The 17,167-nt window shown below is 67.3% G+C and carries 19 protein-coding genes; 17 read left to right on the top strand and 2 right to left on the bottom strand.

Annotated elements, in window-relative coordinates; all coding sequences use genetic code 11:
• Positions 1-12 precede the first annotated feature (12 nt).
• The 17 genes from mnmG to FPL11_RS00915 all read left to right on the top strand — a co-directional run bounded on the left by mnmG (position 13) and on the right by FPL11_RS00915 (position 16,159).
• On the top strand, positions 13-1,899 hold the full coding sequence (gene mnmG / locus FPL11_RS00995; protein ID WP_144346864.1) for a tRNA uridine-5-carboxymethylaminomethyl(34) synthesis enzyme MnmG: 1,887 nt from the start codon (positions 13-15) through the stop codon (positions 1,897-1,899).
• A complete protein-coding gene (gene rsmG / locus FPL11_RS00990; RefSeq protein ID WP_144346863.1) occupies positions 1,900-2,556 on the top strand; it encodes a 16S rRNA (guanine(527)-N(7))-methyltransferase RsmG in 657 nt (218 codons plus the stop codon). It begins immediately after the preceding gene.
• On the top strand, positions 2,553-3,350 hold the full coding sequence (locus FPL11_RS00985) for a ParA family protein (RefSeq protein ID WP_069133821.1): 798 nt from the start codon (positions 2,553-2,555) through the stop codon (positions 3,348-3,350). Before rsmG ends, FPL11_RS00985 begins: the two co-directional genes overlap by 4 nt.
• Entirely contained in the window at positions 3,347-4,207 is an 861-nt protein-coding gene (locus FPL11_RS00980; protein ID WP_069133820.1) for a ParB/RepB/Spo0J family partition protein, read from the top strand. The genes FPL11_RS00985 and FPL11_RS00980 overlap by 4 nt, the downstream gene beginning before the upstream one ends.
• Positions 4,208-4,265: 58 nt before the next feature.
• Positions 4,266-4,631 (top strand): ATP synthase subunit I, encoded by a 366-nt coding sequence (locus FPL11_RS00975; protein ID WP_144346862.1) that lies wholly within the window; start codon positions 4,266-4,268, stop codon positions 4,629-4,631.
• Between the two features lie 28 nt (positions 4,632-4,659).
• Positions 4,660-5,424 (top strand): F0F1 ATP synthase subunit A, encoded by a 765-nt coding sequence (gene atpB / locus FPL11_RS00970; protein WP_144346861.1) that lies wholly within the window; start codon positions 4,660-4,662, stop codon positions 5,422-5,424.
• A 67-nt stretch (positions 5,425-5,491) separates the two neighbouring features.
• Complete coding sequence (gene atpE, locus FPL11_RS00965; RefSeq protein ID WP_144346860.1) at positions 5,492-5,755, top strand: F0F1 ATP synthase subunit C; 264 nt, start codon at positions 5,492-5,494, stop codon at positions 5,753-5,755.
• A 56-nt stretch (positions 5,756-5,811) separates the two neighbouring features.
• Positions 5,812-6,282 (top strand): F0F1 ATP synthase subunit B, encoded by a 471-nt coding sequence (locus FPL11_RS00960; RefSeq protein WP_069133816.1) that lies wholly within the window; start codon positions 5,812-5,814, stop codon positions 6,280-6,282.
• An 11-nt stretch (positions 6,283-6,293) separates the two neighbouring features.
• Positions 6,294-6,830 (top strand): F0F1 ATP synthase subunit delta, encoded by a 537-nt coding sequence (locus tag FPL11_RS00955; RefSeq protein WP_144346859.1) that lies wholly within the window; start codon positions 6,294-6,296, stop codon positions 6,828-6,830.
• A gap of 13 nt (positions 6,831-6,843) precedes the next feature.
• Positions 6,844-8,385, top strand: a complete 1,542-nt coding sequence (atpA, locus tag FPL11_RS00950; protein ID WP_144346858.1) for a F0F1 ATP synthase subunit alpha — start codon at positions 6,844-6,846, stop codon at positions 8,383-8,385.
• A 22-nt stretch (positions 8,386-8,407) separates the two neighbouring features.
• A complete protein-coding gene (gene atpG, locus FPL11_RS00945) occupies positions 8,408-9,280 on the top strand; it encodes a F0F1 ATP synthase subunit gamma (RefSeq protein ID WP_069133811.1) in 873 nt (290 codons plus the stop codon).
• A 54-nt stretch (positions 9,281-9,334) separates the two neighbouring features.
• Entirely contained in the window at positions 9,335-10,711 is a 1,377-nt protein-coding gene (gene atpD / locus FPL11_RS00940) for a F0F1 ATP synthase subunit beta (protein WP_069133809.1), read from the top strand.
• Positions 10,712-10,723: 12 nt separating this feature from the next.
• On the top strand, positions 10,724-11,152 hold the full coding sequence (locus FPL11_RS00935; protein WP_069133807.1) for a F0F1 ATP synthase subunit epsilon: 429 nt from the start codon (positions 10,724-10,726) through the stop codon (positions 11,150-11,152).
• Between the two features lie 39 nt (positions 11,153-11,191).
• On the top strand, positions 11,192-12,565 hold the full coding sequence (glmU, locus tag FPL11_RS00930) for a bifunctional UDP-N-acetylglucosamine diphosphorylase/glucosamine-1-phosphate N-acetyltransferase GlmU (protein WP_144346857.1): 1,374 nt from the start codon (positions 11,192-11,194) through the stop codon (positions 12,563-12,565).
• 15 nt (positions 12,566-12,580) lie between these two features.
• A complete protein-coding gene (glmS, locus tag FPL11_RS00925) occupies positions 12,581-14,413 on the top strand; it encodes a glutamine--fructose-6-phosphate transaminase (isomerizing) (RefSeq protein ID WP_144346856.1) in 1,833 nt (610 codons plus the stop codon).
• Between the two features lie 23 nt (positions 14,414-14,436).
• Positions 14,437-14,883 carry an EF-hand domain-containing protein gene (locus FPL11_RS00920; RefSeq protein ID WP_144347256.1) on the top strand — a complete coding sequence of 149 codons (447 nt, stop codon included), beginning with the start codon at positions 14,437-14,439 and terminating at the stop codon, positions 14,881-14,883.
• The gene (locus tag FPL11_RS00915; RefSeq protein ID WP_144346855.1) at positions 14,873-16,159 is read left to right on the top strand and encodes a hypothetical protein; all 1,287 of its coding nucleotides are present in this window, start codon (positions 14,873-14,875) and stop codon (positions 16,157-16,159) included. The genes FPL11_RS00920 and FPL11_RS00915 overlap by 11 nt, the downstream gene beginning before the upstream one ends.
• On the opposite strand, the gene FPL11_RS00910 is transcribed toward FPL11_RS00915, so the two are convergent.
• Positions 16,137-16,592 carry a PAS domain-containing protein gene (locus FPL11_RS00910; protein WP_144346854.1) on the bottom strand — a complete coding sequence of 152 codons (456 nt, stop codon included), beginning with the start codon at positions 16,590-16,592 and terminating at the stop codon, positions 16,137-16,139. The two genes, FPL11_RS00915 and FPL11_RS00910, sit on opposite strands and share 23 nt — an antisense overlap.
• On the bottom strand, positions 16,592-17,068 hold the full coding sequence (locus tag FPL11_RS00905; RefSeq protein WP_144346853.1) for an SRPBCC family protein: 477 nt from the start codon (positions 17,066-17,068) through the stop codon (positions 16,592-16,594). Before FPL11_RS00905 ends, FPL11_RS00910 begins: the two co-directional genes overlap by 1 nt.
• Positions 17,069-17,167: the final 99 nt, after the last annotated feature.

The raw sequence follows: 17,167 nt of genomic DNA, 5'->3' as shown, positions 1-17,167 counted from the left end.
GTGGATGCGGCTATGCAATTCGATCAAGGGTATGACGTCATCGTCGTGGGCGGCGGCCATGCCGGCACCGAGGCGGCCCATGCGGCGGCGCGCATGGGCGCGCGCACCCTGCTGCTCACCCAGAGCCTCGAGAGCATCGGCCAGATGAGCTGCAACCCGGCCATTGGCGGGATCGGCAAGGGCCATCTGGTGCGCGAGATCGACGCCATGGGCGGTGTCATGGGCCGCGCCGCGGATCGCGCCGGCATCCAGTTCCGCACCCTCAACCAGCGCAAGGGCCCGGCCGTGCAGGCAACCCGCGCCCAGGCCGACCGCAGTCTCTATCGCCAGGCCGTGCGCAGTCTCCTCGACGAGGTGCCCGCCCTGTCGCTGTTCCAGGACACGGTCCATGACCTGATCGTCGAGCATGATCAGGTCTGCGGCGTGGTGACCGGCATGGGGCTCGAGCTGCGGGCCGCCGCCGTGGTCCTCACGGTGGGGACGTTCCTGGGGGGCACGATCCATATCGGCGATCACAACCGCCGCGGTGGCCGCGCCGGCGATGGTCCGTCGATCGCCCTGGCGGAGCGGCTGCGCGCCATGCCGCTGCGGGTCGGCCGGCTCAAGACCGGGACCCCGCCGCGCATTGATGCGGCGAGCATTGACTACCGATCCCTCAATGCCCAGCCCGGCGATGATCAGCCGGTATGCTTCTCGCGCTGGAGCCGGGGGGACGAGCACCCGCGCCAGGTGCCCTGCCACATCACCCACACCAATGCCGACAGCCACGCGATCATCCGCGCGGCGCTGCACCGCTCGCCGATGTACAGCGGCGAAATCGACGGGGTCGGACCCCGCTACTGCCCTTCCATTGAGGACAAGGTGGTGCGCTTTGCCGATCGCGACGGCCACCAGATCTTTCTTGAGCCCGAAGGTCTCGACACCCGCGAGGTCTATCCCAACGGCATCTCCACGAGCCTGCCGTTTGATGTGCAGATCGCCATGGTGCGGAGCATCCAGGGCCTGGAGCAGGCCCATGTCACCCGCCCGGGCTATGCCATCGAGTACGATTATCTCGACCCGCGCGACCTGCACCCCAGTCTCGAGAGCCTGCAGCTGCCGGGGCTGCTGCTGGCCGGGCAGATCAACGGCACCACCGGCTATGAAGAGGCCGGAGCGCAGGGACTGCTGGCCGGGATCAACGCCGCGGCGCGCGCCGGCGGCCTGACTCCATGGGTGCCCCAGCGCCACGAGGCCTACATCGGTGTGCTGGTGGACGACCTGACCACCCGCGGCACCCGCGAGCCCTATCGGATGTTCACTTCGCGGGCGGAATATCGCCTGCATCTGCGCGAGGACAATGCCGACCTGCGTCTGATGCCGGTGGCCCGCGCCTACGGCCTGATCAGCGATGCCGCCTGGCGCGACTTCGCCACCTACCGTGACGCCATCGAGGCCGAGCGCCGGCGGCTGGAGAAGACCTGGATCCGCCCGGTGGATCTGGGTGACGACCATGGCACGCGCCAGCTCGGCCAGCCCCTGCGCCGCGAGCAGTCGCTGATGAACCTTTTGAAGCGCCCCGAGATGGATTACGCGACGCTGCTGTCGCTGCCGGGGGCGGGCCCCGGCCCGGTCGATCCCGCCGTATGCCGGCAGGTGCTGATCGGCGCGCGCTACGAGGGCTATCTCAAGCGCCAGTCCGACCAGGTCGCCCGGCAGGCCCGCCACGAGGACGAGCCGCTGCCCGCGGATCTCGACTACCACAGCGTCGCGGGGCTGTCCGCCGAGGTCTGCGAAAAGCTCCATCACCACCGCCCCGCCACCCTGGGTCAGGCGGGCCGCATCCCCGGGGTGACGCCGGCGGCGGTGTCGCTGCTGCTGGTCCATCTGCGTCGCGGGCGGACCCGCCAGAGCGCCTGAATGGCGGCCGACGGCGATCGCGACGCGGCGCGGCTGCGCGATGGCCTTGCGCGGTGGGGGCTCGACCCCGCGGTGGTGCCGGCACTGATCGCCTATCGTGATCTGCTGGCGCGCTGGAACCGGGTGTATAACCTGTCCGCGGTGCGGGATCCGCAGGCGATGATCCCGCGTCATCTGCTCGACAGCCTTGCCGTGGTGCCCTGGCTGCCCGAGGGGGCGCTGCTGGATATTGGGACCGGTGCCGGGCTGCCCGGGCTGCCGATCGCCATCGCCCAGCCGCAGCGCCCGGTCACCCTGCTTGAACCCAATAACAAGAAGGTCCGGTTTCTGCGTCAGGCCTGCCTGGCACTCAAGCTGGACAACGTCACCCTGGTGGCCGAGCGCATCGAGGACTTCGACCCGCCGCAGCCATACGCCGCGGCGATCTGCCGGGCGTTTACCGACGCCGCCGGTTTCTGGGCGGTGGCGGCGCCGCGGGTCGCCGACAACGCCCCGGTGATCGCCATGAAAGGGCGCCCCGAGGCGGAATCATTGGCGGGCCTGGAAGCCGCCGGCGTATCATGCCGGCGACAGCCGCTGGAAATACCCGGGCTTGATGCGTCACGCCATTTGCTCATCATGGAGCGATCGATCGCTGCCACAGGGATGATCCGATGAATCAGACACTCGCCATCGCCAACCAGAAAGGCGGCGTCGGCAAGACCACGACCTGCGTCAACCTGGCCGCCTCGCTGGTCAGCAGCGGGCGTCGTGTTCTGCTGGTGGACATGGACCCGCAGGCCAACGCCACCGTGGGAGCCGGCATCGACAAGGATGCCGTGCGGGCCAGCAACTACGAGCTGCTCATGGGCGAGGCCACCGCCCGCGGGGTGCGCTGCCGGGAGGTGCACGGCGGCTTCGACCTGCTGCCGGCCAATGGCGATCTGACCGCCGCCGAAGTGGGCCTGATGAGCGTCGGCGAGGGCCGCGAAAAGCGCCTGCAGAGTGCGCTCGCGCCGTGTCGCGAGGAATACGATCACATCCTCATCGACTGTCCACCGTCGCTCAACCTGCTGACCATCAATGCCTTCGTCGCCGCCGATCACGTCCTCATCCCCATCCAGTGCGAGTACTACGCGCTTGAGGGGCTGACGGCGCTGCTCAATACCATTGAACGGGTCCGGCAGACCGTCAATCCCGATCTTGAGATCGAGGGACTGGTGCGCACCATGTTCGACGGCCGCAACAACCTTTCCAACCAGGTCGGGGCGCAGCTGCTCGCGCACTTCCCCGGTCAGGTCTATCGCACCCAGATACCGCGTAACGTCCGTCTGGCCGAGGCGCCCAGCCACGGTCTGCCGGTGCTGCAGTACGACCGCAGCTCGCGCGGCGCGGTGGCCTACCTCGCGCTCGCCTCGGAGCTCCTGCGGCGCCAGCCACGCACAACCGCCGAGGCGGGAGGATTGTCATGAGTAACCGACGCAAGGGCCTGGGCCGGGGCCTGGACGCCCTGCTGGGCGAATCCGGGGGTGCCGACGGGGCCGGAACGGATGATCTCCGCGATCTGCCGCTGGATCAGCTCGAGGGCGGTCGCTACCAGCCCCGCCGCGAGTTCGATCCCGCCGCGCTCCAGACCCTTGCCCAGTCGATCCGCACCCAGGGCGTTGTCCAGCCCATCGTCGTGCGCACCCTGCCCGATGGCGAGCGCTACGAGATCGTCGCCGGCGAGCGGCGCTGGCGGGCGGCACAGCTCGCCGAGCTCGAAACCATTCCCGCCATCATCCGCGAGATCTCCGACGACCGTGCGGTGGCGGTCGCGCTCATCGAGAATATCCAGCGCGAGGACCTCAATCCGCTGGAAGAGGCCAATGCCCTGCACCGGCTGACCGAAGAGTTCGGCATGACGCATCAGACCATCGCGGAGGCGGTGGGGCGCTCGCGGGTGGGGGTCTCGAACCTGCTGCGCCTGCTCGAGCTGGCCCCCGAAGTGAAGGCCCACATCGGCGAGGGGGCGCTGGAGATGGGGCATGGCCGGGCCCTGCTGGCGCTGGATGCGGCCACCCAGGCCCAGGCCGCGGCGCGCGTGGTCCAGCGCGGCCTGACGGTTCGCCAGACCGAGGCGCTGGTGCGCCAGCTGCTGGCCGGTGACAGCGCCGGGGCCGCCGAGCCCGAGAAAACCGACCCCAACATCCGGCGCCTGCAGGATGACCTGGCCGACCGGCTGGGTGCCAATGTGCGTATCGAGCAGGGCCAGCGTGGCAGGGGCCGGCTGGTCATCCGCTACAACAGCCTGGATGAGCTCGATGGCATTCTCGAGCACATCCGTTGAAGGCCATGGGTGAGTTCATTATACTCCGAGCACTTTTGCAGTCCCGCGCCGTGGCCGTATGCCGCTGAAGCGCGTGGCGGTGCAGGTCATCCGCTGGCAGATCGCCATCGGGCTGATCGCCGCCGGCATCTGGACGCTGGCCAGTGGCAGTGATGCCGGGCTGGCCGCGATCGCCGGCACCGGGATCAGCGCCTTCATGACGTTCTACGTCGCGATGCGCTGGGGCCTGAGAAGCGCGACCGAAGACGACCCGAGGGCGATCCTCGGGGCCTTCTACCGCGCCGAGATGATGAAGCTGCTGCTCGGGACGGTGCTGATCGTGATGGCCGTCTACGCCTTTCAGGACGAAGCGGCGGCACTGGTGACAACCCTGGCCCTGACACTGGCCGCCTACGGCCTGGTGTTGCTGGGCGACATTGACTGAACGCTGACAGAACGGGACAGAAACGACTATGGCAAGTTCGGCCACGGAATATGTCACCCATCACCTTGAGCACCTCACGGTGGGAGACGGGTTCTGGACGCTGCACATCGACACGCTCATCGTGTCGTGGGTGCTGGGCCTGATCTTTCTCGGGCTCTTCTACGCGGTCGCCCGCAAGGCCAGCGTCGAGTCGCCCGGTGGGCTGCAAAACATCATCGAGAGCTGTGTCGAGTTCATCGACCAACAGGTCAGCGACAGCTTCAACGGGCCCAAGGACTTTGTCGCGCCGCTGGCGCTGACGATCTTTGTCTGGGTGCTGTTCTGGAACCTGATGGATCTGATCCCGGTGGACCTGTTCCCCGAGATCATGAAGCTGTTTGGCGTCGAGTACGTGCGCATCCTGCCGTCCGCCGACATGAACGCCACCTTCGGCCTGTCGCTGACGGTGCTGCTGCTGATCATCATCTACAGCATCAAGGGCAAGGGCGCGAAGGGCTTCGGCAAGGAGATGTTCTGCCATCCGTTCGGCTCGCATCCGGCGCTGTGGCCGGCCAACCTGCTGCTCAACATCGTCGAGATGATCGCCAAGCCGGTGTCGCTCGGCATGCGACTGTTCGGCAATCTCTACGCCGCTGAGATCATCTTCATCCTGATCGCGCTGCTGCCGGTCTGGGCGCAGTGGGTGCCGGGTGTTGCCTGGGCGATCTTCCATATTCTGGTGATCCCGTTGCAGGCTTTCATCTTCATGGTGCTCACCATCGTGTATCTGAGTCTTGCTTATGAGAGTCACTGAGGGGTCGGCCCGGCGCCACCCAACGAACCGCTTTTAACCCTTAAACGACCCCTGTATTGGAGGAACCATGGAAGCAATCGCCCAGGTCCAGGCATTTACCGCCATCACCATTGGACTCATCTTCGCCTTCGCCGCCGTCGGCACGAGCATCGGCTTTGGCCTGCTCGGCGGGAAGTTTCTCGAGGGCATCGCCCGTCAGCCCGAGGTTGCCGGTGTCCTGCAGGTGCGCATGTTCATCGTCGCCGGTCTGCTCGACGCCCTGTCGATCATCGGTGTGGCCTTCGCGGCGCTGCTGATGTTTGCGAACCCGCTGCTCGGCGCGCTGAGCTGATTCCCTCGGACGTCACGACAACCTGCCATTCACCGGCAGCCATCGGAGAGTAGACCGTGGGCATTAACGCAACGCTGTTCGGACAGATGATCACCTTCCTGGTGTTCATTCTGTTCACCATGAAGTTCGTCTGGCCGCCGATCAAACAGGCCATGAGCGAGCGGCAGAAGCGGATCGCGGACGGTCTGGCTTCGGCCGAGCGCAGCCAGCACGAGCTGGAGCTCGCCAAGGAGCGGGCCGCCGAGCACATCCGCGAGGCCAAGGCGCAGGCGGGTGAGATCATCGAGCGGGCCAACCGCCAGGGTGCATCGATTGTCGATGAGGCCCGCGAGGAGGCTCGCACGGTCGCCGAGCGCGAGAAGGCGGCGGCCGAGGCGCGCATCGAGCAGGAAGTCAGTCAGGCGCGGGCCGAGCTCCGGCGCGAGGTCTCGCAGCTGGCCATCACCGGCGCCAGTCGCATCCTCGAGCGCGAGGTCGACCCGAAGGCTCATCAGCAGATGCTCGATGAGCTGGCCGAGCAGGTCTGAGGCAGAAGGATATGGCGCAGGAAACCACCGTTGCCCGTCCCTATGCCGAAGCGGCCTTCCAGCTTGCCCAGGCGTCCGGGGCCCTTGCCGGCTGGAGTGACGGTCTGGCCATGGCGGCGGCGGTCGTCGCCGATGACCGGGTTGCCGCGCTGCTGGGTCACCCGCGGGTCGATGACGAGCGCAAGGCGGGGCTGATCATCGACGTCTGCGGGGAGGCCCTGGACGATCAGCAGCGCAACTTCGTGCGTCTGCTGGTGCAGCGCGACCGGATCGGTGTGCTGCCGGAGATCAGTCATCAGTACGATCGGCTTCGGGCCGAGCACGAGAAGACGCTCAGTGCCCAGCTCATCACCGCCCAGCCCGTCGACGACGCGGTGCGCAGCCGGCTCGAGGCATCGCTTTCGAAGCGGCTCGAGCGCGTGGTGAGCCTGGACACCCAGCTCGACGAATCGCTCATCGGCGGTGCGGTGATCCGCGCCGGCGACCTGGTTATCGATGGCTCGGTGCGCGGTCGGCTCAACCGACTGACCAGCGCCCTCAGTCGCTAAGAGGACAGATTAGATGCAACTCAATCCCACGGAAATCAGTGACCTGATCAAACAGCGCATCGAGGGCTTCGAAGCCGTCGCGGAAGCGCGCAACGAAGGCACGGTGGTCAGCGTCAGCGACGGCATCGTGCGCATCCACGGCATCAGCGATGTCATGCAGGGCGAGATGCTGGAATTCCCCGGCGACACCTATGGCATGGCGCTCAACCTCGAGCGCGACTCGGTGGGTGCGGTGGTGCTCGGCAACTACTCGCACCTCAACGAGGGCGACACGGTGCGCACCACCGGACGGATCCTCGAGGTGCCGGTGGGCGAGGCCCTGCTGGGCCGCGTGGTCAACTCGCTGGGCGAGCCCATCGACGGCAAGGGCGCGGTGGCCACCGAGCAGACCGCGCCGGTCGAGAAGGTGGCGCCGGGCGTCATCGACCGCCAGTCGGTGGATCAGCCGGTGCAGACCGGTCTCAAGGCCATCGACTCCATGGTGCCGGTGGGTCGGGGTCAGCGTGAGCTGATCATCGGCGACCGCCAGACCGGCAAGACCGCGGTGGCGGTGGACGCCATCATCAACCAGAAGAACACCGGCATTAAGTGCATCTACGTGGCGGTGGGCCAGAAGGCCTCGTCGATCGCCAACGTGGTCCGCAAGCTTGAGGAGCATGGCGCCCTCGATCACACCATCGTGGTGGCGGCCTCGGCGGCCGAGTCGGCGGCGCTGCAGTTCATCGCCCCGTACGCCGGCTGCACCATGGGCGAGTTCTTCCGCGATCGCGGCGAGGATGCGCTGATCGTATTCGATGATCTGTCCAAGCAGGCGGTGGCCTATCGCCAGGTCTCGCTGCTGCTGCGCCGCCCGCCCGGCCGCGAAGCCTTCCCGGGCGATGTGTTCTACCTGCATTCGCGGCTGCTCGAGCGGGCCGCCCGGATCAACGAGGCCGATGTCGAGCGCCGCACCAACGGTGAGGTCAAGGGCAGGACCGGTTCGCTGACTGCGCTGCCGATCATCGAGACCCAGGCCGGCGACGTCTCGGCGTTCGTGCCGACCAATGTCATCTCGATCACTGACGGTCAGATCTATCTCGAGACCGACCTGTTCAACGCGGGCATCCGCCCGGCGATCAACGCCGGTCTGTCGGTCTCGCGTGTCGGTGGCTCGGCCCAGACCAAGATCATCAAGAAGCTCGGTGGCGGCATCCGCCTGGCGCTGGCGCAGTACCGGGAGCTGGCGGCGTTCGCACAGTTCGCCTCGGACCTGGACGAGTCCACCCGCAAGCAGCTCGAGCGCGGCCAGCGCGCCATGGAAGTGCTCAAGCAGGGCCAGTACGCGCCGCTGTCGGTCGCCTTCATGGCGGTTTCGCTGTTCGCCCTCAACGAGGGCTACCTCGACGACCTCGACAACAAGAAGGTCAGCGACTTCGAGGCGGCCCTGCATCAGCATGTCGCCAACAATGCGCCCGAGCTGATGAACGCGATCAACGAGTCCGGGGACTACACCGACGAGATCAAGAGCCAGCTCAAGGCGGCGCTTGATGACTTCAAGGCAACGGGGACCTGGTAACGGGTCACAAGGGTAGTACGGTATGTCCGGCGCAAAGGAAATACGCACTCAGATCAAGAGTGTCGGCAACACGCAGAAGATCACCACGGCCATGGAGATGGTCGCGGCGTCGAAGATGCGCGGCGCTCAGCAGCGCATGCAGGCGGCCCTGCCCTATGCCGAGAAGATGCGTCAGGTGATCAGTCACCTGGCGCTGGCTAATCCGGAATATCGGCACCCGTTCCTGACCACGCCCGAGACCGACGAGCGCGTCGGCTACATCGTGGTCTCCAGTGACCGCGGGCTCTGTGGCGGGCTGAACAACAACCTGTTCCGCTCGGTGCTCACCGATCTGCGTGACCAGGAGGCCGCCGGCCGCGAGGTGCGGCTGTGCACGGTGGGCTCCAAGGCCATTCAGTTCTTCAGCCGCCTGCCCCCGGCGATCGTCGCCGAGGTCTCTCAGCTGGGTGACCGGCCGGCGCTGCAGGACATCATCGGGACCGTGAAGGTGATGATGGACCAGTACGCCAGCGGCGAGATCGACCGCGTGGTGCTGTGCTACAACCGCTTCGTCAATACCATGACCCAGAAGCCGACGGTGGAGCAGCTGCTGCCGCTGCCGGCGCCGGAACAGGATGACGGCACCCGCTCGGCGCACAGCTGGGATTATCTCTACGAGCCGTCCGCGGGCGAGGCGCTGGATCAGCTGCTCGAGCGCTACATCGAGTCATTGGTGTTCCAGTCCGTGGTCGAGAACATCGCCTGCGAGCAGGCCGCACGCATGGTGGCCATGAAGGCCGCCTCCGATAACGCTGGAAAACTGATCGACGACCTGAACCTTGCCTACAACAAGGCGCGCCAGGCCGCGATCACCACCGAGCTCTCCGAGATCGTGGCCGGCGCCGAGGCCGTCTAGCGTGAACGGCAAACCCCAACCGAATAAAACGCTTTCGCGAAGAGGAACCGCGCTATGAGTTCAGGAAAGGTCGTCCAGATCATCGGTGCCGTGGTGGACATTGAGTTCCCCCGCGACGCTGTCCCGAAGATCTATGACGCACTCGATATCAAATCCAACGGGCTGGTCCTCGAGGTGCAGCAGCAGATCGGCGACGGGGTCGTTCGGGCCATCGCCATGGGCAGCACCGACGGCCTGCAGCGCGGTGTTGAAGTGACCAACTCGGGGGCAGCGATCTCGGTGCCGGTGGGGGAAAAGACCCTCGGCCGCATCATGAACGTCCTCGGCGAACCGGTGGACGACGTCGGCGAGATCGGTGCCGAGACGCTCTGGCCGATCCATCGCGAGGCGCCCTCCTATGAGGAGCAGGCGGGTTCCACCGAGCTGCTCGAGACCGGCATCAAGGTCATCGACCTGCTCTGCCCGTTCGCCAAGGGCGGCAAGGTCGGCCTGTTCGGCGGTGCCGGTGTCGGTAAGACCGTCAACATGATGGAGCTGATCCGCAACATCGCCATCGAGCACTCGGGCTATTCCGTGTTCGCCGGCGTCGGTGAGCGGACCCGCGAGGGCAACGACTTCTACCACGAGATGAAGGACTCCGACGTCCTCGACAAGGTCGCCCTGGTCTACGGGCAGATGAACGAGCCGCCGGGTAACCGCCTGCGCGTCGCGCTGACCGGCCTGACCATGGCCGAGTACTTCCGTGACGAAGGCCGTGACGTGCTGATGTTCATCGACAACATCTACCGCTACACGCTGGCGGGCGTCGAGGTCTCGGCGCTGCTCGGCCGGATGCCGTCGGCGGTGGGCTACCAGCCGACGCTGGCCGAGGAGATGGGCGTGCTCCAGGAGCGCATCACCTCCACCCGCAAGGGGTCGATCACCTCGATCCAGGCGGTCTATGTGCCGGCGGACGACCTGACCGACCCGTCCCCCGCGACCACCTTCGCGCATCTGGACGCCACCATCGTGCTGGCGCGCTCCATCGCGGAGCTGGGCATCTATCCGGCGGTCGACCCGCTCGACTCCACCTCGCGTCAGCTCGACCCGCAGGTGGTCGGCAAGGAGCACTACGACACCGCGCAGGACGTCCAGCAGGTGCTGCAGCGCTACAAGGAGCTGCAGGACATCATCGCCATCCTGGGCATGGACGAGCTCTCTGAAGAAGACAAGCAGAGCGTGACCCGGGCGCGTAAGATCCAGCGTTTCCTCTCGCAGCCTTTCTTCGTCGCCGAGGTGTTCACCGGCTCCCCCGGCAAGTACGTGTCGCTGAAGGAGACCATCCGCGGCTTCCGGGCCATCGTCGACGGCGAGCATGATGACCTGCCGGAGCAGGCCTTCTACATGGTCGGCACCATTGACGAGGCCGTCGAGAAGGCCCGCAACCTCTAAGGGAGGGCCGCTATGGGCATTACCATGCATATCGACATCGTCAGCGCCGAGGAGTCGATCCACTCCGGCGCCGCGACCTTCATCGTGGCGCGTTCGGTGGGGGGCGAAGTGGGCATCTACCCGCGCCACGTCCCCATGCTGGTGCAGCTGAAGCCGGGCGAAGTGACGGTGCGCGACGAGTTTGGCGAAGAGCAGTTCTACTATGTCTCCGGCGGTACCATGGAGGTGCAGCCCGATGTGGTCACGGTGCTCGCGGATGCCGCGACCCGCGCCCATGACATTGATGAAGCCGCCGCGGAACAGGCGCGCAAGCGGGCCGAAGAGGCCCTCGCCAACCGCACCAGCGAGGTGGATTACGCCCGCGCCCAGGCCGAACTGGTCGAGGCCGCGGCCCAGCTGCGAACGGTCCAGAAGATCCGCAAGGCCGCCAACCGGACCTGATCCCGGCTGGACGGCCCCTGGCGGGCGGGAAGGAGTCCCATGTCCAGTCCCCCCTTAAGTGTCGTTGTCCTCGCCGCCGGCGAGGGCAAACGCATGCGCTCCCACACCCCCAAGGTGCTGCACCCGGTGGCCGGCCAGCCGATGCTGGCCCATGTCCTCGAGGCCGCGCGCACCCTCGAGCCGGCTGCGATCCATGTCATCCATGGTCATGGCGGCGAGGCCGTCCGCGCCGGATTGCCCGATGCCGACCTGCACTGGGTCCATCAGGCCGAGCGCCTTGGCACTGGCCACGCTGTGCGTCAGGCCCTGCCGCATATCCCCGATGACCATCAGGTGCTGGTGCTGTGTGCCGATGTGCCCCTGATCCGCGCCCGCACGCTGCGCAGGCTGGTGGACGCTGCCGCGGACGGGGTCTCGGTGCTGACCGTGAGCCTTGGCGATGCCACCGGTTATGGCCGGATCCTGCGCGCCGCCGACGGGCGCATCCAGGGCATCGTCGAGGAAAAGGACGCCACGCCGGCCCAGCGCGCCATCCGCGAGGTCAACACCGGCCTGCTCTGTCTGCCGGCGCGCGCCCTGCGTGGCTGGCTCGAGGCCCTCGACACGGGCAATGCCCAGGGGGAGTACTACCTGACCGACTGCATCGCCCTCGCCCACGACGCCGGGCTCGCCGTCGTGCCGGTGGTCTGTGACGACCCCGACGAGGTCCAGGGCGTCAATGACCGGGGGCAGCTGGCCGCCGTCGAGCGCGCCTGCCAGCGGCGCCAGGCCGACGCCCTGATGCGCGACCAGGGCCTGGGGCTTGCCGATCCGGCGCGCTTTGACCTGCGTGGCAGCCTGCGTGTGGGCATGGACTGCTTCATCGACGTCGACGTCATCATCGAGGGGCATGTCACGCTGGGCGACGGCGTCCGGGTGGGCCCCTTCAGCCGTCTCAGGGACTGCAGCATCGGTGCCGGCAGCGAGGTGCTGAGCCACTGTGAGCTGGTCTCGGCGACCCTCGCCGAAGACTGTCGGGTCGGCCCCTACGCGCGGCTGCGACCGGGGACCGAACTGGAGACGGCGGCCCGGGTCGGCAATTTTGTCGAGGTCAAGCAGGCCCGGGTCGGCGCCGGCAGCAAGATCAATCACCTTTCCTACATCGGTGATGCCCGCCTCGGCCGGCATGTGAATGTGGGCGCCGGGACCATCACCTGCAACTATGACGGCCGGCAAAAACACCTCACGCAGATCGGTGACCGGGTGTTCATCGGCTCCAACACCGCGCTGGTGGCCCCCGTGCATGTCGGCGCCGGTGCCACCGTGGGGGCCGGCACCACCGTGCGCGAGGACGTGGCCGAAGACAGCCTGGCGGTGGATCGCGGCCAGCGCCGCGAGATCAGCGGCTGGCGCTCCGGGCACAACGACCACTGACAAGGGAGACGCTGGATGTGTGGAATCGTTGGTGCGATCGCGGAACGGGACGTCGCCCCGATCCTGCTGGAGGGGCTGCGGCGACTGGAATACCGCGGCTATGACTCCGCCGGCCTGGCGCTGCTGACCGCCGACGGATCGCTGCAGCGCCATCGCGCGGTGGGCAAGGTCGAGGCCCTGGCCGCCGCCCAGGCGGCCGCGCCCCATCATGGCCCGGTGGGTGTGGCGCACACGCGCTGGGCCACCCACGGCGCGCCCACCGAAGCCAACGCCCATCCCCATGTCGCGCGTGACGACGTGGCGATCGTGCACAACGGCATCATCGAGAATCACGAAGCCCTGCGCGAGCGACTGACCGCGGCGGGTTACCACTTTGAGTCACAGACCGATACCGAGGCCATCGTCAACGCCATCCACGAACGCCTTGATCTGGGCGATGACCTGCTTGCGGCCACCCGCGCCGTCATCGCCGAGCTGACCGGCGCGTTTGCGCTGGGCGTGATCTCGCGACGCGACCCCCAGCGCCTGATCGTGGCGCGGAGCGGCAGCCCACTGGTGATCGGGGTGGGCATTGGTGAGCATTTCATTGCCTCGGACGTGGCGGCGCTGCTGCCGGTGACCCGGCAGTTCATCGACCTCGAGGAGGGCGATGTGGCCGAGCTCACCCGCTCGGCGGTGCAGGTCTATGATGCCGACGGCCGGGCCGTGGAGCGCGGGGTACGGACCTCGACGCTCACCGCCGACGCGGTCGAGCGCGGCGCCTTCCGGCATTTCATGGCCAAGGAGATCCATGAGCAGCCCGCCGCCATCGCCGAGACCCTCGAGGGCCGCGTCAGTGACGACCGGATCCTGCCCGAGGCGCTGGGCCCCGACGCCAGCCGCCTGCTGGCCGATGTCCGGCGCGTGCAGATCGTCGCCTGCGGGACGAGCTACCATGCCGGGCTGGTGGCGCGTTACTGGTTCGAGTCGATCGCGGGTCTGCCCTGCGATGTCGAGGTGGCCAGCGAATTCCGCTACCGGGCGCATGTCGTCGCCCCGGACACGCTGTTCGTGACGCTGTCGCAGTCAGGCGAGACCGCCGACACCCTGGCGGCGCTGCGCGAGGCGAAGACCCTGGGCTATCGGGCGACGCTGGCGATCTGCAATGTGCCCGAGAGCTCGCTGGTGCGGGAGTCGGACCGGGTGATGATGACCCGGGCGGGGCCCGAGATCGGGGTTGCCTCGACCAAGGCCTTCACCACGCAGCTCGCCGCGCTGCTGCTGACCGTCATCGCCGCCGGCCGGGCCCATCAGCTGGGTCGCGACGAGGAAGCCCGCCTGGTGCGGGCCCTGCGTCAGATCCCGCGCCAGATCGAGACCGTGCTGGGGCTGGAGCCCCGCATCGAGACACTGGCCGAGGCATTCATCGACAAGCACCACACCCTGTTCCTGGGGCGCGGCACTCAGTATCCAGTGGCCATGGAGGGGGCGCTCAAACTCAAGGAGATCTCCTACATCCATGCCGAGGCGTATCCGGCCGGTGAGCTCAAGCACGGCCCGCTGGCGCTGGTGGACGCGGATATGCCGGTGGTCACCGCCGCGCCCAACAACGACCTGGTGGAAAAGCTCAAATCCAACCTCCAGGAGGTCCGCGCGCGCGGTGGCCGGCTCTATGTGTTCGCCGACCCGGCCGCGGCCCCGGCGGCCTCCGACGACTGTCAGGTGATCGCCCTGCCATCGGTGGACGAGGCGGTGGCTCCGCTGCTTTACAGCGTGCCGCTGCAGCTGCTGGCCTATCACGTGGCGGTGCTCAAGGGCACCGATGTCGACAAGCCGCGCAATCTGGCGAAATCGGTCACGGTGGAGTGACCCCCGAGCAAAGGAGATCAATCATGCGTCAATCAATCACCGCGCTGTTCGTCGCCGGGATACTCAGCGTCGCCCCGGCCCTCGCTTCGGAGGAGTCGGCTCAGATGCCGCCGGCCGAGCGCTTCCTCGGCGTCTGGGACCTGAACGGCGATGGCACCGCCACGCTCGAGGAGCTCGAGACCATGCGTGGACGGGTGTTCAACAGCTTTGACCGCAACGGCGACGGCGTCCTCGACGCCAGCGAATACGAGGCCTTCGATGCCGCGCGGGAAGGCGACGTGGCCGGCTACGAGGGCGAGGCCCGCGAGCTGATGGAGCGGATTACCGACGGCATGAGTCTGCCGGCCTCGGATGCCAACGGCGACGGCCGGGTCCAGCGCGCCGAATTCATCAATGGCACCGAAGCCTGGCTGGATGACCTGGATCGCAACGACGACGGAGTGATCACCGCCGACGATCTTGCCCTTTAAGCCGGTCCCGGCCACGGTCGCGGGGCTGGCGCTGACGGCCTGCATCGCGCTCAGCGCCGTCGCCAGTCTCACCGGTGTGGTGCCGCTGCTGGCCGCCGGGCTGCCGGCCTGGCTGGCCGGTGTGATCCTCTGGCGCGATGTGCCGCGCCGGGTCCGCATTCAAAGCAGTGTTCTACTGGCCGTCGGGGCGCTGGGCCTTGGCGTTGGTTTTTTCGCCGAGGGGACAGTGGACTGGCGCACGGCGGTGGCCGGTAATGCCCTGTTGATCGCGATGCTGGGCGCGGTGAGTTTTCTGCGCCTGATCGCCGTGCCACCCGCCGCCGCCTCGGCGCAGGTGCCGCTCGGCCGGCGCAGCCTTGCCACCACCCTGGCTGGGGTGCACCTGTTCGGATCCGTGGTCAATCTGCCCACCGTGTTCATCATGGCAAGGCGCATGAGCGACGGCCGCACCCTCAGCCGCCAGCAGGCCATCACCCTGGTGCGTGGTTTTGGCAGCGCGGCGTTCTGGTCACCGTTTTTTGCCGCCATGGCCGCCGCGCTTACCTACGCCCCGGGCGCCCGCCTGCCGACATTGCTGGCGTTTGGTGTGCCCCTCGCGCTGGTCGCCCTGCTGATCACCTTCCGCGATGTCAGCGCGCTGGATGCCGAGGGCTTTGTCGGCTATCCGATCAACTTCAGCAGTCTCTGGCTGCCGGGGTTGCTGGCCCTGGCCATCCTGCTGGCCCACAGCTGGCGGCCCTCGCTGTCGGTGCTGGGCCTGATCGCCCTGCTGGCACCCACCGTCACCGCCGCGGCGTTACTGATCAATCAGCGGCATCCGGCGCGGACACTGGCTGATCATGTCCGCAGTGGTCTGCCGGCGATGCGCGGCGAGCTGGTGCTGTTCCTGTCCGCGGGGGTGATGGCGGCCGGGTTGATGAGTCTGGTGGCGGTGACCGGGCTGGCGCTGCCCTTCGAGCGGTTCGGCGGCCCCCAGGCGGGGCTGTTGCTGGCGCTGCTGGTGGGGTTGGCCATTGTCGGGGTGCATCCGGTGATCGGCGTGGCCGCCGCAGCGGCGGTGGTGGCGCCGCTGGACCCCGACCCCAGTCTGCTGGCCAGCTGTTTCCTCGCCGCCTGGGGCATCGGCGTGGCGGTCAGCCCCCTGTCGGCCCTCAATCTGGCCCTGCAGGGGGCGTATGCCCTGCAGCCGCTACAGATCCTGCGCTGGAACCTGCCCTACGCCGCGATCATGATCGCGGTGGCGGCGGGGCTTTTCATGCTTCATCCGGGCGGTTGAACAGCGCCGCCATGCGATCGGCCTCTTCGCGGGCAGTGACGATGGGCGTGATGTCGTACTGAACGCCCAGGTAGTAGATCAGCTGGCCGTTTTCGTCATGCAGCGGCTGTACGGTGAGCTGGTTGTGGAACATCTCGCCGCTGCGCCGGTAGTTACGCAGCACCACCTCGACCCGCGACTCGGTGCGCATCGCTTCGCGGATCGATTCGAGTCCGGGCTGGTCCCGGTCGTCGCCATGCAGAAAGCGGCAGTTGCGGCCGATGATCTCCTCCTGTGGGTAGCCGGTCATGTCCTCGAAGACCTTGTTGGCGAACACGATCGGGTTGTCCGGCTGATCCGGGTCCGACAGGGTGATGCCGTTCACACAGGTATCCAGGATCTGGGTGAGCATGTTGGGGATGAGGCCGGTGTCTTTTTCGGGGATGAATGCCATCACTGCTCTCCTGAGGGGGCACGGGCGGGGTCGGGCGTTTCCGATTCCACGAGGTGCTTGAGATTGCGGGCGACCCGGTCGACGCCGGTCTGCACGGCGTGGGTGATGAGCTTTTCGAACGGCCGGAACGCCATGCCCAGCTGGCCGAGCTCAAAACGGAAGGTCAGCCGCGTGGCCTGCCCGCCCTCGTCGCTGAAGTGGAAGTCGATGAAATACGGATCCTTCACACCCCTGAAGCTGATCCGCTGCGGCCGCTCGAGGGCGGTCACCTCGAAATCGGTGGTGGTCTTCCGGCCCTGGTCGACGCGCATCTGCCGGCCTTTCCAGCCCAGATCGAGGGGGCCCTCCGTCAGCGCCTTGAGGCTTTTCACCTCCGGCGACCAGCGGGGATAGTTGTCGATGAAGCCATCGACCACGAACGCGAACACCACGGGGCTGGGTCGGCGGATCATCGCGGTGGCGCTGGTTTTGACCATGTCTCTCCCGGTGGGCGTCAGCCGCTGCGTTGATTGCACTCTAACCCGATGTCGAAGAATATCGGAAGCGTGTTGTCACAGGGTGTGTACCCGATTTAG

This window comes from Spiribacter aquaticus (assembly GCF_007625215.1).
GTDB classification, from domain to species: domain Bacteria; phylum Pseudomonadota; class Gammaproteobacteria; order Nitrococcales; family Nitrococcaceae; genus Spiribacter; species Spiribacter roseus.
Note: the sequence above shows the minus strand (reverse complement) of the source record. Positions and strands in the feature narration are given on the sequence as shown.

Coding starts and splice junctions, on each gene's coding strand:
- mnmG (WP_144346864.1), top strand. CDS start 13: ATGCAATTCGATCAAGGGTATGACGTCATCGTCGTGGGCGGCGGCCAT.
- rsmG (WP_144346863.1), top strand. CDS start 1,900: ATGGCGGCCGACGGCGATCGCGACGCGGCGCGGCTGCGCGATGGCCTT.
- FPL11_RS00985 (WP_069133821.1), top strand. CDS start 2,553: ATGAATCAGACACTCGCCATCGCCAACCAGAAAGGCGGCGTCGGCAAG.
- FPL11_RS00980 (WP_069133820.1), top strand. CDS start 3,347: ATGAGTAACCGACGCAAGGGCCTGGGCCGGGGCCTGGACGCCCTGCTG.
- FPL11_RS00975 (WP_144346862.1), top strand. CDS start 4,266: ATGCCGCTGAAGCGCGTGGCGGTGCAGGTCATCCGCTGGCAGATCGCC.
- atpB (WP_144346861.1), top strand. CDS start 4,660: ATGGCAAGTTCGGCCACGGAATATGTCACCCATCACCTTGAGCACCTC.
- atpE (WP_144346860.1), top strand. CDS start 5,492: ATGGAAGCAATCGCCCAGGTCCAGGCATTTACCGCCATCACCATTGGA.
- FPL11_RS00955 (WP_144346859.1), top strand. CDS start 6,294: ATGGCGCAGGAAACCACCGTTGCCCGTCCCTATGCCGAAGCGGCCTTC.
- atpA (WP_144346858.1), top strand. CDS start 6,844: ATGCAACTCAATCCCACGGAAATCAGTGACCTGATCAAACAGCGCATC.
- atpG (WP_069133811.1), top strand. CDS start 8,408: ATGTCCGGCGCAAAGGAAATACGCACTCAGATCAAGAGTGTCGGCAAC.
- atpD (WP_069133809.1), top strand. CDS start 9,335: ATGAGTTCAGGAAAGGTCGTCCAGATCATCGGTGCCGTGGTGGACATT.
- FPL11_RS00935 (WP_069133807.1), top strand. CDS start 10,724: ATGGGCATTACCATGCATATCGACATCGTCAGCGCCGAGGAGTCGATC.
- glmU (WP_144346857.1), top strand. CDS start 11,192: ATGTCCAGTCCCCCCTTAAGTGTCGTTGTCCTCGCCGCCGGCGAGGGC.
- glmS (WP_144346856.1), top strand. CDS start 12,581: ATGTGTGGAATCGTTGGTGCGATCGCGGAACGGGACGTCGCCCCGATC.
- FPL11_RS00920 (WP_144347256.1), top strand. CDS start 14,437: ATGCGTCAATCAATCACCGCGCTGTTCGTCGCCGGGATACTCAGCGTC.
- FPL11_RS00910 (WP_144346854.1), bottom strand. CDS start 16,592: ATGGCATTCATCCCCGAAAAAGACACCGGCCTCATCCCCAACATGCTC.
- FPL11_RS00905 (WP_144346853.1), bottom strand. CDS start 17,068: ATGGTCAAAACCAGCGCCACCGCGATGATCCGCCGACCCAGCCCCGTG.